Origin of the sequence: Planococcus chinensis, assembly GCF_020071995.1 — a bacterium.
Classification (GTDB): domain Bacteria; phylum Bacillota; class Bacilli; order Bacillales_A; family Planococcaceae; genus Planococcus; species Planococcus chinensis_A.
In genome coordinates, this window is record NZ_JABWTK010000001.1 from 468966 (window position 1) to 483202 (window position 14237).

At 46.7% G+C, this 14237-nt stretch carries 16 protein-coding genes; 9 read left to right on the forward strand and 7 right to left on the reverse strand.

The features are described 5' to 3' along the window. The first annotated feature begins 152 nt into the window (after nt 1–152). Nucleotides 153–452, forward strand: a complete 300-nt coding sequence (locus tag HU147_RS02290; RefSeq protein WP_224074693.1) for a cupin domain-containing protein — start codon at nt 153–155, stop codon at nt 450–452. Nucleotides 453–583: 131 nt separating this feature from the next. On the opposite strand, the gene HU147_RS02295 is transcribed toward HU147_RS02290, so the two are convergent. Continuing rightward, nucleotides 584–1300: a DUF6904 family protein gene (locus HU147_RS02295; RefSeq protein WP_224074694.1), complete on the reverse strand. Its 717-nt coding sequence runs from the start codon at nt 1298–1300 to the stop codon at nt 584–586. 11 nt (nt 1301–1311) lie between these two features. Further along, complete coding sequence (gene rluF, locus HU147_RS02300; protein ID WP_224074695.1) at nt 1312–2019, reverse strand: 23S rRNA pseudouridine(2604) synthase RluF; 708 nt, start codon at nt 2017–2019, stop codon at nt 1312–1314. A 228-nt stretch (nt 2020–2247) separates the two neighbouring features. Here rluF and adh point away from each other — a divergent pair, with 228 nt between their 5' ends. From adh to HU147_RS02320, 4 genes are all read left to right on the forward strand, one after another. Beyond that, a complete protein-coding gene (gene adh / locus HU147_RS02305; protein WP_224074696.1) occupies nt 2248–3771 on the forward strand; it encodes an aldehyde dehydrogenase in 1524 nt (507 codons plus the stop codon). A gap of 99 nt (nt 3772–3870) precedes the next feature. Next, nucleotides 3871–4233 (forward strand): DUF779 domain-containing protein, encoded by a 363-nt coding sequence (locus HU147_RS02310; RefSeq protein ID WP_224074697.1) that lies wholly within the window; start codon nt 3871–3873, stop codon nt 4231–4233. A gap of 158 nt (nt 4234–4391) precedes the next feature. Then, a complete protein-coding gene (locus tag HU147_RS02315) occupies nt 4392–4586 on the forward strand; it encodes a hypothetical protein (protein WP_224074868.1) in 195 nt (64 codons plus the stop codon). Further along, on the forward strand, nt 4579–5166 hold the full coding sequence (locus HU147_RS02320; protein WP_224074698.1) for a Fic/DOC family protein: 588 nt from the start codon (nt 4579–4581) through the stop codon (nt 5164–5166). Before HU147_RS02315 ends, HU147_RS02320 begins: the two co-directional genes overlap by 8 nt. Before the next feature lie 36 nt (nt 5167–5202). On the opposite strand, the gene HU147_RS02325 is transcribed toward HU147_RS02320, so the two are convergent. Further along, complete coding sequence (locus HU147_RS02325) at nt 5203–6015, reverse strand: aminoglycoside N(3)-acetyltransferase (protein WP_224074699.1); 813 nt, start codon at nt 6013–6015, stop codon at nt 5203–5205. Between the two features lie 92 nt (nt 6016–6107). Between HU147_RS02325 and HU147_RS02330 the strand changes: the two genes are divergently transcribed. Beyond that, a complete protein-coding gene (locus tag HU147_RS02330) occupies nt 6108–6590 on the forward strand; it encodes an acyl-CoA thioesterase (protein ID WP_224074700.1) in 483 nt (160 codons plus the stop codon). Nucleotides 6591–6786: 196 nt separating this feature from the next. Continuing rightward, nucleotides 6787–6990: a hypothetical protein gene (locus tag HU147_RS02335; RefSeq protein ID WP_224074701.1), complete on the forward strand. Its 204-nt coding sequence runs from the start codon at nt 6787–6789 to the stop codon at nt 6988–6990. A gap of 50 nt (nt 6991–7040) precedes the next feature. Here the strand turns inward: HU147_RS02335 and HU147_RS02340 are convergent, their stop codons facing one another. The 3 genes from HU147_RS02340 to HU147_RS02350 are packed head-to-tail and all read right to left on the reverse strand — an operon-like array spanning nt 7041 to nt 9548. Continuing rightward, nucleotides 7041–8060, reverse strand: coding sequence for an SEC-C metal-binding domain-containing protein (locus tag HU147_RS02340; protein ID WP_053165072.1), 1020 nt, complete (start codon nt 8058–8060; stop codon nt 7041–7043). Nucleotides 8061–8109: 49 nt separating this feature from the next. Then, the gene (locus HU147_RS02345; protein ID WP_224074702.1) at nt 8110–8634 is read right to left on the reverse strand and encodes a GNAT family N-acetyltransferase; all 525 of its coding nucleotides are present in this window, start codon (nt 8632–8634) and stop codon (nt 8110–8112) included. An 11-nt stretch (nt 8635–8645) separates the two neighbouring features. Further along, the gene (locus HU147_RS02350; protein ID WP_224074703.1) at nt 8646–9548 is read right to left on the reverse strand and encodes an acetamidase/formamidase family protein; all 903 of its coding nucleotides are present in this window, start codon (nt 9546–9548) and stop codon (nt 8646–8648) included. Between the two features lie 124 nt (nt 9549–9672). Between HU147_RS02350 and lepB the strand changes: the two genes are divergently transcribed. Together lepB and HU147_RS02360 are read left to right on the forward strand one after the other, a co-directional pair. Next, nucleotides 9673–10212, forward strand: coding sequence for a signal peptidase I (gene lepB / locus HU147_RS02355; RefSeq protein WP_440137280.1), 540 nt, complete (start codon nt 9673–9675; stop codon nt 10210–10212). 290 nt (nt 10213–10502) lie between these two features. Further along, complete coding sequence (locus HU147_RS02360; RefSeq protein ID WP_224074704.1) at nt 10503–12872, forward strand: FN3 domain-containing metallophosphoesterase family protein; 2370 nt, start codon at nt 10503–10505, stop codon at nt 12870–12872. 127 nt (nt 12873–12999) lie between these two features. Here HU147_RS02360 and HU147_RS02365 read toward each other — a convergent pair whose 3' ends face one another. Further along, nucleotides 13000–14163 carry a pyridoxal phosphate-dependent aminotransferase gene (locus tag HU147_RS02365; protein ID WP_224074705.1) on the reverse strand — a complete coding sequence of 388 codons (1164 nt, stop codon included), beginning with the start codon at nt 14161–14163 and terminating at the stop codon, nt 13000–13002. Nucleotides 14164–14237: the final 74 nt, after the last annotated feature.

Consider the following 14237-nt stretch of genomic DNA (forward strand, 5'->3'; position numbering starts at 1 on the left):
TATAAGAAATATACCCTTTGGCAGGTGTCTGCTAAACGGAAATGCCGGAAACCGAAATGAGAAGCCTTTAGAACTTAAAGAATCAGGTGGACGGTAGGTTTTGAATGCCCACTGCGGGTATAGTTAAAGAACAAAAGAAAGGGGATGGGGAAATGGAGTTAATTGCTACTCCTTATCACTTGAACGATAAAACGAAAAAGATCCAGCCTGTACTCAACGTAGAAAAAATGAAGATCATTAATATCCAGCTGCAAACAGGGGAGACAATCCCGGAGCACGCAGTGGATGCAGATGTTGTCATCATTGCGAAAAGCGGGAAAGTGAATTTTACGGTTGAAGGAGAAGCTGTGGAAGTGTCTCCGCAGAACGTCCTATATATGGCACCACTTGAAAAGCACAGCCTGACTGCGGTAGAGGCAAGTGATTTGATGATTATTCAAACCAAACGCTGAAAAAAGAATTGGCTTAAAATGATGAAGGCAAACTCCGTTAAGGCGTATCGATAGAAACAATTGAATTTTAGTTAAAAGCAAAAGGCTGGCCTATAAGTCGAATAATAGACTTATGGCCGGCCTTTTAGACTTTACCATTCAATTTCTTCCGGATATTCCGCCTGAAGCCTGATTTCATGAATGGGTACTTTATTAGGGTTCGCAGCTTCCAGCACCTGACTGCGGAATGCCAGATAGTCGTTGTCTTGCATGGCAATCTTCAGGGCCACAGCAGCAAGGCTCTTTTCGCGCTGTTTTTTCGGCATGCCGATAAATTTCAAATTTAAGAAATCGATATACTGAATGGCGTATTCTTCTACCGGAGCCGCTTGCTGGAATGCTTTTAAGATTGCCTGGTATTCTTCTTCCGGAACCTGTCCGTGCAGACAGTCCAGCACCAATGATTGAAAGCGGCCAATGACGTGCAAGTGGCTGTCCCAGTCCGGGAACTTCGCATCTTCGCGGTGCATCCGGACGAAGTCTTTCAACGCAATGGCTGCATATAGAATTTCCGGCCAAAGCACTTCAGCAGAGAAATAAATATTTTTATCGGGCGCAATAAAACTATGCTGTTTTTTGGTATGGTCATGCAATCCATTAAAAACGGATTCCACATTGCGGTCTCCCTGGGCGGCATGGCGAATTTCGTAGGAAATTCCAAGAATCCGCATACGTGAGCCGGCATAGTCGTAGTATTTATTCTCATCGCCGATTACGTGATAAATCGCCTGGTTCAACTCATCCAGATCAAAGTAATCGCCGCTGATTTTAACGCCTGCATGGTTCGGAGTATTTGTCATTGTAAGCATCCGGGATTCTCCTATCGTTTCGGTTTATAGTCCAACGCTTTAAATAAATCCTTGCGCTCTTTATCGGTTAAATCCCGCCATTCGCCGACAGGCAAGTCGCCCAGATGGATATTCATGATTCTGATCCGCTTTAAATCACGGACCTCATAGCCGAGCGCGCTGCACATCCGGCGGATTTGCCGGTTCAGCCCTTGCTGCAGAACGATGCGGAACGTGTATTTGGATAATTTCTCTGTTTTTGCGGGCAAGGTTTTCGTATCCAGAATTTCCACGCCTTCCGCCATTTTTTTCAGAAATGACTCGGTTACCGGCATATCCACTCGGACGATATACTCTTTTTCATGTTCGTTTTCTGCCCGCAGGATTTCATTTACAATATCACCGTCATTGGTCAATAAAATAAGCCCTTCAGAATCTTTGTCGAGGCGGCCGACATGGAAAATCCGCAATGGGTGGTTGACGAAATCGACGATATTCCCTTTGATGTGGCGTTCTGTCGTGCTGGTGATGCCAACGGGTTTATTGAGTGCGATGTAGACATATTCCTGGTCCGGCTGTTCAATGACTTTGCCGTCGACGCGTACTTCATCGCCCGGCTGGACTTTGCTGCCCAGTTCAGCGGGTTGGCCATTGATCGTCACGCGTCCGTCTTCAATGAATTTATCCGCTCCGCGTCTTGAAGTAATTCCTGTTTCACTTAAAAACTTATTAATTCTCATAAAAAAATCCCTTCGAATACATATTTCTTTTCCTTGTCTTTATTATACCCTTACGAACCCTTAAACAAAACGGCAGAACAGGAAGGAAAGCAGTTTCCAAATAAAAGGTTGCAATTTTCCGATAAATTTGACAATATAGAAGAGAAGCCGTCTCAATGCTCTGCATCTTTTGTTCTACGGAATGTAAGCGGATACATTGAGGCAAAAAAAGATAGGGGAGGAAACAGAATGGTATTGTATTCAGCACCGAACACGGAAGGCGCAAAAAGCAGATTTAAAGAAAGATATGAAAACTATATAAATGGCGAATGGCGGGCTCCTGCCAAAGGCCAATACTTTGATAATGTTTCTCCGGTAAACGGCAAGAAATTCACAGAAATCGCCCGTTCTACAGCAGAAGATGTAGAAGCGGCGCTGGATGCAGCACATGCAGCCAAAACGGCATGGGGCACCACTTCCACTACGGAACGTTCAAATATCCTGCTTAAAATTGCAGACCGTATGGAACAGAACCTGGAGATGCTGGCTGTTGCGGAAACTTGGGATAACGGGAAAGCGGTCCGTGAAACTTTAAATGCGGATTTGCCTTTGGCAATTGACCACTTCCGTTATTTCGCCGGCGTTGTCCGTGCACAGGAAGGCTCAATCAGCCAAATCGATGAAGATACAGTAGCCTACCATTTCCATGAACCGCTTGGAGTTGTGGGACAGATCATTCCTTGGAACTTCCCGCTTTTAATGGCTACTTGGAAACTCGCTCCAGCTTTAGCTGCCGGCAACTGCGTCGTGCTAAAACCGGCTGAGCAGACGCCAGCCAGCATTTTGGTGTGGGCTGAATTGGTCGGCGACCTATTGCCGCCGGGTGTATTGAATATCGTCAACGGTTTCGGCCTTGAAGCCGGAAAACCGCTTGCTTCGAGCCCGCGCATCAGCAAAATTGCCTTTACAGGTGAAACGACAACGGGCCGTATGATCATGCAATACGCTTCCCAGAACCTGATTCCGGTAACACTAGAGCTTGGCGGCAAATCGCCGAACATCTTCTTTAAAGATATTATGGACGAGGATGATGCCTTCCTTGATAAAGCGATTGAAGGATTTGTCATGTTCGCTTTAAACCAAGGGGAAGTGTGCACCTGCCCTTCACGTGTATTGATCCAGGAAGACATTTATGAAGAATTCATGGAGCGTGCATTGAAACGGGTAGCTGCTATCAAAATCGGCAATCCGCTTGACCCTGAAACAATGATGGGTGCTCAGGCTTCCCAGGAACAGATGGAGAAAATCATGTCGTACCTGGATATCGGCAAGCAGGAAGGCGCTGAAGTATTGATCGGCGGCGACCGCAATATTTTAGAAGGCGACTTGGCGGAAGGCTATTACATCAAGCCGACTGTTTTCAAAGGCGACAACAAAATGCGCATCTTCCAAGAGGAAATCTTCGGGCCAGTTGTATCGGTGACGACGTTTAAAACGAAAGAAGAAGCGCTTGAACTCGCAAATGATACGCTATACGGACTGGGTGCAGGGATCTGGACACGCGACACGAATACCGCTTACCGCTTCGGCCGCGGCATCCAGGCTGGCCGTGTATGGACAAACTGCTACCACCAGTATCCAGCGCATGCGGCATTCGGCGGATACAAAATGTCCGGCATTGGCCGTGAAAACCACAAAATGATGCTTGACCACTACCAGCAAACGAAAAACATGCTGGTCAGCTACAGCGATAACAAACAAGGATTCTTTTGATCAAATCCTGACGGCGTAATTGCCTCATTGGGATTGCTCAAAATCCTTATGGCATTTCAGCAAAACCAAGTTTTTCTTTACCAGAAAGAAGGGTTGCAAATGGTCGAACGCGTAACCGCAACGGACGAGGCGCTCGAACTGATTGAACTGCTGAAACAAAAGCATGGACCGGTCATGTTCCATCAATCAGGCGGCTGCTGTGATGGCAGCTCTCCTATGTGCTATCCGGAAGGCGATTTGTTTTTGGGTGATCAAGATGTGCTGCTTGGAGAAATCGGCGGCAGCAAATTTTATATGCACAAAAACCAATTTGACTACTGGAGCCATACCCAGCTCATCATTGACGTCGTTGAAGGGCGGGGCGGCATGTTCTCACTTGAAGGGGTGGAAGGCAAGCGGTTTTTAACGAGATCGCGTGCATTCACATCGGAAGAAACAAAAGAATTGCAGCAGCAAAAATAAGAAGAACCGGATGCAAAAGCATCCGGTTTTTCTTGTTTTCTGCATCCGCTCTTTCTTATTTTTTTATAGAGATTTTAAGCCTGAAAACCGCTCTAATACGGGGTTCATAATGGAAATTCGGGTCCGAAAATGCTATAATGGGAGAATGAAAGGTGGTCATGATTTTGACGAAATTAGTGAACCGGGTTTCCCGTGAACAAGCCAACCATGCGATTTCCTATGCGTCACATTCGCTTACCACTGAAGGGTTTAACGTGACAAATGAGGATCAGAATTTTGTTCGGTCGGTCTTGACTGGTGAACAGACGGAAGCACAATTCCACCGGGCCATTAAGACGAAGTTCAATGTCTAAGTACCTGCACTCTTCCATGTATTGTTATCCCGATTCGGATGTGTTGATCAATAAGTTTAACTTGATGGATGAGGAAAAGTTGAAAGAGCTGGAAACGGTGTATACGCTTTTCCGTCTTTCTGAATTGAAGATCAATAAGCCTGTTGATCCGCTTGATCGGGAAGCATTTTTGGATATTCACCGCAGCATTCTGCAGGATGTTTATCCATTTGCCGGTGAACTTCGGCAAGAGATGATCTCGAAAGGATCTTCTTCGTTCGCCCATCCAAAGTTTATTGAACCGGAGCTGTACAAGATCTTTGAAGAATTGGCGAAAGAGAATTATCTGAAGGATTTGCCCCGAGAGAAATTTATTCCGCGGCTCGCTTATTTTTTGGCGGAATTGAATGCCCTGCATCCTTTCCGTGAAGGAAACGGGCGCACGGTGCGTGAATTTGCCCGGCAATTGTCTTTGAATGCCGGCTACCAGTTGGAGTGGGAAAGGATTCCTGAGCCTGCTGAAATCATCAATGCTTTTGTGGACTCATTTAATGCTAATAATGAAAGACTAGAAAAATTATTGGATGAAATCCTTTCTTAACAAAAGCCGGTCCCTGAGGGCCGGCTTTTGTTCATGTTATTTTTCAATTGGAGCCGGATGTTTTTGCAGCCATTCGATGCCGAATTCGACCAGAGGCCGCATTTTCACGAGTTTTACTTCTGCCTGCCCGAGCGTCCCGGCCGCAATTTCTCCCCTGTAGTCTTTTACTAGTTCCGGGAACCGGTCGGAATCCATATCAACGCAGTCAAAGGTCTGCCAGACGCGCTGGCCATTGACTTTCACTGCAGCGCCTTGCGGAGAGGTGGTCCGTGTTTCCTGGACAAATTCTGCATAATGCAGTGCGGTGCACGAATCAAAACCGGTGCCGATGAACAGGATTTTTACATCGCTTTCCATCATTTTGGCAAGGGGCGATCTCTTGCCAAAGGAATCGTCAATCGGTTGTTCGCTCATCCAGTACGTAGCCTGTTTGCCGTTAGCGATAAATGAATGGGCAGGATGGGGACTGCGGATGGTTTCGGGATGGCGGTGGAAACATTCTGCGATTTTTCCCATTCCCCGGAGTTCGCTTAAATGCGGATCGTAAGCCGGTGCATAGTCACGGAATGACTGATGCCAGTTTTCCGGGATTGGCGGATTCATCCAGTAAACCGGGTCGGAATTGTCTGCGGATTGGGAAGGCATGACAAGGGTTCCTTCGCGCGTAACAGTTTCCAATAAGGCTTCTACTACCGCTTGTGCGCCTCCGGCTATCCAGCCCATTGATTTTAACGAAGAATGGACCATCAGGGAATCGCCGGCTTTAATGCCCAATTCATGAAGCTGTTGTTTTAATGTGTCTTTCGATTGGAATTCAGGTGTGTTTAAAATATGCAGAAATTCAGTCATTTTGTTTTCCCCCTTAAGGTTAATATACCATAGCCAGAGAACTTGCTGATTTCGTTTTTGCGAGGTAGCATTAAGAAGAAGGAGTGTTATAAATGGAAGGTAGAATGATGAAAGAATCCCGGACGATCCAGACGAAATTGGTGCTGCCGCCGGATACAAACCATATGAATTCGATTTTTGGGGGAAAGGTCCTTGCCTATATTGATGAAATCGCCGGCATTACAGCGATGAAGCACTCGCGCCGTCAAGTTGTCGTTACGGCTTCGATTGACTCTGTCGACTTTTTGTCATCTGCCCATGTGGGAGATGTACTGGAACTTGAAGCCAATGTAACATCGACGGGACGCACTTCAATGGAAGTGTATGTCCGTGTCAAATCCCAGAATTTGCAGACGGGCGAAGAAAAACTGACGACCGAATCATTTCTGACGATGGTTGCAATGGGCGATGACGGAAAACCCACACCGGTGCCGCCGGTCATTCCGGAATCTGAAGGCGAAAAACTGTTTTTCAATACGGCGCCTGCCCGGAGAGAACACCGAAAAATGCGTGCGAAAACACCGCGGACGAATTAAGAAAAGTAATTTTAAAGCTGTGGATAAAAAACGGTAAAAAAAGTTATCCACATGTGAATAAATGCCTTTATCGCCATTAGTCCACAGAAAAAAAGGATAACTTTTTGATTTTGTGCATAAATCGTTATTAAAGTGGCTATTTTCAGAAAACATCTGTTGATAAGCTGTTTTCCGAACCGCTTGAGGAGATGAGAGAATGGAGACCTTTTCAAAAGGAGTGGCTTTGTTTTTCTTTGCAGCGGGCATAATTTTGTTGATTTTGACCCTTTTAAATTACGGCATCGGTTTTGCAGCAGCCAATTGGCTGGGCATCTCTTTTTGGCGGCTTTATCTGTTTCTGGCTGTGACCGGGATACTGGTTTATATATTGATCCGGTTCCGGAGAAGAGAAGGGGAATAATTTCAAAAAGAGCATAAAAAAGCAGCCTTCGCGGCTGCTTTTTTTATGCTTTAATTTTTTGCTAGCAGTTCTTCGAAATAAGAACCGAATTCTTTTGAACGTTTCAAAATTGTGCTTGAAGAAACGTTGAATTTTTCGCTTAAATCTTTTGGCGCAAGCATTGGCCCTTTAATCAGTTCGTGATCCTGCAGGAATCTCCAGTAACCGGCAACAAGAGCTTCCGGTTTTTGGACAGTCGGCTGCTGGCTCACCAGGTAACTGTTTAAGATGCTCGTGACGTTGTCGACAGTTTCTGCGTCAAAGTCTGCTTGGTCAATATGCTTGCGAAGTTCGGCCATCACGGATTCGTGCTCAGGCGAAAGCTCAATGCTTTCGTCTACTGTGCCGGTTGAATATTTAACGATGCTTTCAACCACTTCGAGGTAATGCTCGTGTACATATTGAGTGCCATCTGTTGCATTGGCAGATGCCATTTTGGCTTTTAGCTGCTCGAAGAATGGATTGAATTCCCCGACAACCGTCAGATAGCCGTTCAAGAACAAGGCACCATCTTCACCGATGCGTGCATCCGGAAGCAAAATAGCCAATAATCCTTGTCCGTCCTGCATATCGGTCGGCGGCTGGTCTGTCATTTTATAAACGTCTCCAGTGAAAGCATCTTTAAACTGAGCAGCTGCTTCATCACCTTTGATGTATTGTCCAAGGAATACCCGGACATTTTTCCAGTTTTCAAGGACTTCTTTAGTAGTCGGGCGTTGAGCAAGGTCAATGTGCTTCACTAAAAACTCCTGCCAAAGCTCCGGTTTTTGCATAAATAAGAAGTTTTCGATGACGAATGCTTGCGCATCGTTTTCTGCCATCGATTCCATTAAACGGGGCTGCCATGCCTGCTGAAGCTCACGAAAAGCCGGCAGTTGAGCCTGATTTGGATTTTCTGAAAAGAATTGCTGGCGAACTTTAAAAAGTTCATCGTTCACTAGATCATTAATGGACACGGATTGTTCTTTTCCGTGACATTTTTTGTATTTCTTGCCGCTGCCGCATGGGCACGGATCGTTTCTTCCTACCATTCTAATCACCTACATTTTTTCTTGAGTGTAACACAGAATGGCGTTTCGCTCAAAAGTCGGACGATTCTGACGCTAATTTTCCATATAAATACATATCATGCCGTTTGCCGTCGCGCTGCAAAAACTCCCGGAAAACGCCTTCTTTTTGAAAGCCCAGCTTTTCATACATGGCAATTGCCGGCTGGTTGTACTCAAATACCGTAAGCTGGAGCCGGTGAAGATTTAATTCATTCCAAGCATAATACATCATTAACTGCATGGCGTCGATGCCGTAGCCGTGCCCTTGGAATTCAGGTCCTAGAGCGATGGACAGCCAGCCGACCCGGTGCGTCCACTCGATATCCTCAATGGCACAGACGCCCATAAAGGTGTCAAGGCCAAGCGGACGAATGGAAAAACGGAAGTCCCGGTCCGAATGTTCGTTGAACCAGTCGGTAGCCTGTTTCTCGGACAACTCACGGATGGGACTGGAATTGTAGTTGCGGGCGAAGCTTGCTTGGCCATTCCACTCCCGGTAATCCTGCAAATCTTCGGTCCGCATAGCGGTCAAGCGAACTTTTTGTCCTTTAAACATAATGGGCCTCCTCAGTTGAATAGTTGAATGCCGAGAGAGTCGAGTACATGTTGCGGCACAAAAAAGCGCACTGTGACGAGTGGATCGACAACTTGGCTAATTTGGGCTTCGCCTGCAGCACTCATCAGCATCGTCATTTCACTCACGGTCATATCGGTATGGGGCAGCAGAAAATCAATGGTTTCTTCAACAGCAATTTTGACCGCTTCATCAAGCGTCATGGCTGAGACAAGGATGGCGAAGCCGTCCGCGTTCTGCAGAATCGGAAATTTGGAATGCGTTCCTTTGATCACATCGAAGGTGACAGTAGCGCGTCCCGGCACTTCAATTCCCGACACACTGACTTCGCCGTCGCCCATGGCGGCGTGGAAATCGCCTAAGGCAAACAGCGCACCTTCTGCAAAAACCGGAAAGTAGAGCGTCGCGCCTTTAGTGATCAGTTTGGTATCCATATTGCCCCCGTGCGGCCCCGGAGTGCCGCAGGATACCGGCTTGCCTTCAGGAGCAACGCCGATTACGCCGATCATCGGGTTCAGCGGCAAATGCAGGTTGTCGCTGAATATGGCTTTGCCGTCCTGGATTGGAATGATTTTTGATTCCATTGCTTCCATGCGGTGTCCCATCACTCCGAGTTCCGGTCCCGTTACCATGACACCCTGATTTCCGATCTCCAGGTCATCGATTGTCACTTTCAACAGATCTCCAATGTCTGCTCCTTCAATGAAAATCGGTCCGGTGGCCGGATTGATTTCGTTCCAGTCGATTGCCGCCACTTCCTGGTCTGCTGATTGGATTTGGTTCTTAAAGCAATCGTAAGTTTCAATGACAATCGTCTCTCCCGGTTTGGCATGCATAACAGGGGGATTCAGCGATGAAAAACTATAAATGACATCTTTTGTCGGCAAGGTTCTCATGATTTTTTTCTCCTTTTTTATAATATTTACACAATTGTAGCAAGACAATAGGGGAATAGCAAAAGGCAAAGTGCATGCAGAAGGATGCTATAGTATGATAAAAAGAGAAAAAAGTAAGAGAGGGATGGCCATGAACGAAGATGCGATAAACGATCTGATTGCCTGGATGAAAATCATCATTTTGACGGCCGCCATTGTTCTGCTGTCCCGCCAATTTTTGTTTGAACCGGTAGCGGTGCATGGACAATCGATGATGCCCACATTTGAAGAAGACGACAAAGTGATTTTGAGCAAAATCAGCAGCATCGATAATTTTGATATGATTGTATTTGTGGCACCGGATCAGAAAAATTACATCAAACGGGTAATCGGAATTCCGGGAGACCGGGTGGAAATGAAAGACGACCAGCTGTACTTAAATGGCGAGCCGATAGATGAACCATATCTTGAAGAGAACCGGCAATGGGCTGAAGCGAATGGTTATCCTCAGCTGACCACTGATTTTGGTGAATTTACCGTTCCCGGTGAATGCTATTTCGTATTAGGCGACAATCGTTTGAACAGTGTGGATTCCCGCATGATCGGTTTTATTCTGGAAGAAGCGGTGATCGGGGAAGTGAAGTTCCGAATTTCTCCAATAGACCATATTGGAACAGTCAAATAAGAATTAGTTGTCCTGTAAAAGCTCGGAAATTTCCGGGCTTTTTTATTTTTGTGGAAATAATAATGGCTTTATTTTCATATATCCCGGTTAAATGAAATAATTAACGGCTTTCGTCACATTTAAGGACGTAAATGGTAGTCCAAGAATCCTAGTCTATACTTTCATTTCATCAAATTTCATGTATAATAATATGAAAAGTCAGAAAACTATTTGAATTTCTTTATTTTATACACCAAAAATATGTATTTTTAATTGCAAAGCAGACGAAACGACAGCTGGGAGCGATGAACATGGCAAGAACACCCGGAACTTCGAAAGCAGCAAAAACCATTTGTTTGGCAGCCCTCGGGCTTTTAATCGCATTTCCCTCTTTTGCGCCGCGTGCAGAAGCGGTGCTGAATGAAGGGGCTGAAAAAGAGACATTCAGCACATGGAGCAGTGAGGGCTTTTTGGAAAGAGCCGGACTTGGGACATACGGCCCCGTTGAAAAATTGGCAGACAAGCAGCGGCAGTCTTACCAGGATAAATTATATGCGTCCTTAAACGTTTGGGATGAAGAATTCCTGGCCTTATATGAGAAAAAAGACGTTTACCCTGCCGTCTCCATCGCCTTTGCTCCAGGAGCTGATGAAACAAGTTTTAACTTTTCCTGGTATTCCCCAAAAACAAATGCGCCCGGCGTAATTGAGTTTTCGAAGGCTGAAAACGGTGTGCCGGCCGAATTTCCGCAAGGCGCCGCTTCGGTCCAGGCAACCCTGGACAAAGCATCGTTCGGTTTTACAGCGCACGAAGCGGTGATTACCGGCATGGAAGCGGACTCGGAGTATATCTACCGCCTGGGAGACGGCAAGGGCAATTGGAGCGGACCTTACAGCTTTAAGACGCGCAATACGGACTCGTACAACTTTCTGCTGATGGGTGATCCGCAAATCGGTGCTTCCGGCGATCCGCATGAGGATGGACGGGCGTGGGAAAATACATTGAACAAAGCGCTTGAGAAATATCCCGATACGAGTTTTATACAGTCGGCAGGCGACCAGGTGGACTACCGCAGTTCGGAAAAAGAGTTTGTCGCTTATTTCGCGCCGGACGCTCTGCGCCGATATCCGACCGCAACTACGGTCGGCAATCACGACTACAACGAGTATTACGAATTTCATTTCAATGTACCGAACCAAAATCCGGAACTGGGCAATTACGACAATTCAGGCGGCGACTATTATTTCACTTACGGCGACACGCTGATCATGAATTTGAACTCCAACAATGAAAACGCGGAAGAACATATTCAATTTATGGAAGAAACGATGGCAGCCAATGCTGGACGGGACTTTAAATGGAAATTTGTCGTGTTCCATCATTCCATTTACAGCGCGGCAGCCCATTCCGATTCGGAAAACGTCATTAAGCTGAGGGAGAGCCTGGTGCCGGCTATTGATGAACTGGACATTGATGCTGTTTTAATGGGGCATGACCATTCCTATGTGCGTACTTATCAGATGAAAGCATTGCAGCCGCTGAAAAATCAGATGATGCAGGACGGCGCCGTAGTGAATCCGGACGGCACGGTTTATTTTACCGCCAATTCCTCAAGCGGCAGCAAGTATTATGCCATTGAACCGGAAACGGAACCTTATTCTGCCGTCCGGGCACAGCTGGAAGAAACGACTTTCACCAATGTGGCGGTTACCCCTACCAGCCTGGAATTCTTGACATACCGCACCGATACAATGGAAGTAGTGGATTCTTATAAAATCATTAAAGATCCTTCCATTGCCGTTGAAATCCCGGCACTGGAGAAAATAGCGCTGGCTTCAACGGGTACGGTATTGCCGACTGAAGACACCAGCTTCTACCCGAAAGTGAATCTCGAAGTAAAAGGGACGAATGTCAAAGGCACCCAATACGACATCCTGCCGGACCAAGTCCAGTACCGGAGCAGTCCTGAGGGGCAAGTGACGGTTGGCAGGGACGGTAAAGTGGCGCTGGCAGACAATGCAGAGCCCGGTGAAATTAAGGTTTGGGCGGAAGTAGCGATAGAAGGCAAGACGTTTAAGACAGAAGAACTCACGCTTTCCATCGTGGATCACAAGGAGCAAAAATTGATTGAAAAAAACAGTGAATGGTCTTATCTGGATGACGGTTCCGATCAAGGCACGGAATGGAGAGAGCCGGAATTTGACGACAGCAATTGGGGAACCGGAAATGCCCCGCTTGGTTATCCGGAAGGCGATGAATATGATGTGTTCGGAGAGATCCAGACGGTCGTTGAATATGGGCCGGAAGAATACGATAAGTATGCCACCACTTATTTCCGGAAAGAATTTGAAATAGCAGACCTGTCTGCTGTCAAAGATCAAGGATACATTGAATTCACAGTTGACGACAGCGTCATCCTGTATTTGAACGGGGAGGAAATCGGCCGCTTTAATCTGCCGGAAGGCGATATCGCGTACGACGATTATTTATATGACGTGGCCGATGAAAAAATGGCGGAACCGGGGGAAGTGGAAAGACTTCAGTTGGATCAACGCCAATTGGATAACCTGATTGAAGGCCGAAACGTCCTTTCAGCGGAAGTGCATCAGGACGATGCCCAAAGCTCCGATGTGTACTGGGATATGGAAATGGTGATTGCGGTCGAGCCGGAAAAGGAATGAAAAAAGTATGCCGCACTCTTCAATGAATGACTGCATACAGAATAGAAAAAGCTCAGCCGAAAACATCGGCTGAGCTTTTTATGAGTTATTTCAAAAAGATCATGAACGTTACTGAACGAAGCAGAAATTAAAATAAATTCAATTTCTCGATCCGTGAAATTGCTTCAGCAATCCGTGCTTCATCTACAAGCAAGCCGACGCGGATATAGCCTTCGCCGCTTTCGCCAAAGCCGCTTCCGGCTGCCGTTGAGATATTGGCGTGTTCAAGCAGGTAATCTGCGAATCCGACGCTGGTAAAGCCATTTGGAACCGGCAGCCAGGCGAAGAAAGAGCCTTTCGGGGCTTCAATCTGCCAGCCGATGCGCCCGCATTCTTCTTTCAGGACAGCGCGACGTTTTTCATACATGTCGACAAGTTCAGTGACGCATTGTTGATCGCCGGTCAGTGCTTCCGCAGCGGCCAGTTGAAGGGCAGGGGAAAGGCCCGCAAACAAATGGTCCTGCACAAGGTTCAATGCCTCGATCATTTTCGCATTGCCTACGGCAAAACCGATGCGCCATCCTGCCATATTGTAGGTTTTCGACAAGGTATACATTTCAACGCCCACATCTTTTGCACCTTCGGTTTGAAGGAAGCTGGGCGGCTTGATCCCCTCAAAACCGACGGCACCGTAGGCAAAGTCATGGACAACAGCCAGTTCGTTTTCTTTAGCGAATGCCACTGTTTCTTCAAAAAAGTTTGGAGAGGCGACAGCTCCCGTCGGATTGTTCGGGTAGTTCAAGTACATCAGTTTTGCTTGTTCTTTTACTGATTGCGGAATTTCTTCATAGTCCGGCAGAAAGCCGTTTTCTGCTTTCAACGGAAAAGTTTCAAACCGTGCTTCCGCTAACGGAGCGCCCGACAAATAGTCCGGGTAGCCGGGATCCGGCAGCAGCATCAAGTCGCCGGGATTCAGAAAAACAAGCGGCAGTTCAACCAGGCCGATTTTGGTGCCGGCAAGAACGGCCACTTCTGTGTCGGGGTCGATGTCTACATCGTATTCGCGTTTATAGAAATCTGCAGCGGCTTGGCGCATTTCCGGGATTCCGCGGAAAGGCGAGTATTTGTGGTTTTTGGGATCGGCCACTGCTTCTTGCATCGCTTTGATGATATGTTCCGGCGTCGGCTGATCAGGATTGCCTTGGCCTAAGTTGATAACATCCCGTCCTTCTGCCAATGCCTGGCTCGTTTTTGCAGCCAGTTTTGAAAAAAACTGCGTCGGCAGCTGTTGCAGTCGATTTGAAAATTCCATTAGTAAGTCCCTCATTTTCTAAATAATTGCACATCTACTCCAAATCTTATAGAGTTTAGGTAAACTTGTCTACA

Bases quoted from the DNA above. Each gene is read 5' to 3' on its own strand.
- HU147_RS02320 (WP_224074698.1), top strand. From the start codon at position 4,579: ATGTCTAAGTACCTGCACTCTTCCATGTATTGTTATCCCGATTCGGAT.
- HU147_RS02350 (WP_224074703.1), bottom strand. From the start codon at position 9,548: ATGAGAACCTTGCCGACAAAAGATGTCATTTATAGTTTTTCATCGCTG.
- HU147_RS02295 (WP_224074694.1), bottom strand. From the start codon at position 1,300: ATGCTTACAATGACAAATACTCCGAACCATGCAGGCGTTAAAATCAGC.
- HU147_RS02345 (WP_224074702.1), bottom strand. From the start codon at position 8,634: ATGTTTAAAGGACAAAAAGTTCGCTTGACCGCTATGCGGACCGAAGAT.
- HU147_RS02290 (WP_224074693.1), top strand. From the start codon at position 153: ATGGAGTTAATTGCTACTCCTTATCACTTGAACGATAAAACGAAAAAG.
- HU147_RS02340 (WP_053165072.1), bottom strand. From the start codon at position 8,060: ATGGTAGGAAGAAACGATCCGTGCCCATGCGGCAGCGGCAAGAAATAC.
- HU147_RS02310 (WP_224074697.1), top strand. From the start codon at position 3,871: ATGGTCGAACGCGTAACCGCAACGGACGAGGCGCTCGAACTGATTGAA.
- HU147_RS02335 (WP_224074701.1), top strand. From the start codon at position 6,787: ATGGAGACCTTTTCAAAAGGAGTGGCTTTGTTTTTCTTTGCAGCGGGC.
- HU147_RS02330 (WP_224074700.1), top strand. From the start codon at position 6,108: ATGGAAGGTAGAATGATGAAAGAATCCCGGACGATCCAGACGAAATTG.
- rluF (WP_224074695.1), bottom strand. From the start codon at position 2,019: ATGAGAATTAATAAGTTTTTAAGTGAAACAGGAATTACTTCAAGACGC.
- lepB (WP_440137280.1), top strand. From the start codon at position 9,673: ATGGCCATGAACGAAGATGCGATAAACGATCTGATTGCCTGGATGAAA.
- HU147_RS02325 (WP_224074699.1), bottom strand. From the start codon at position 6,015: ATGACTGAATTTCTGCATATTTTAAACACACCTGAATTCCAATCGAAA.
- HU147_RS02315 (WP_224074868.1), top strand. From the start codon at position 4,392: ATGATTTTGACGAAATTAGTGAACCGGGTTTCCCGTGAACAAGCCAAC.
- adh (WP_224074696.1), top strand. From the start codon at position 2,248: ATGGTATTGTATTCAGCACCGAACACGGAAGGCGCAAAAAGCAGATTT.
- HU147_RS02365 (WP_224074705.1), bottom strand. From the start codon at position 14,163: ATGGAATTTTCAAATCGACTGCAACAGCTGCCGACGCAGTTTTTTTCA.
- HU147_RS02360 (WP_224074704.1), top strand. From the start codon at position 10,503: ATGGCAAGAACACCCGGAACTTCGAAAGCAGCAAAAACCATTTGTTTG.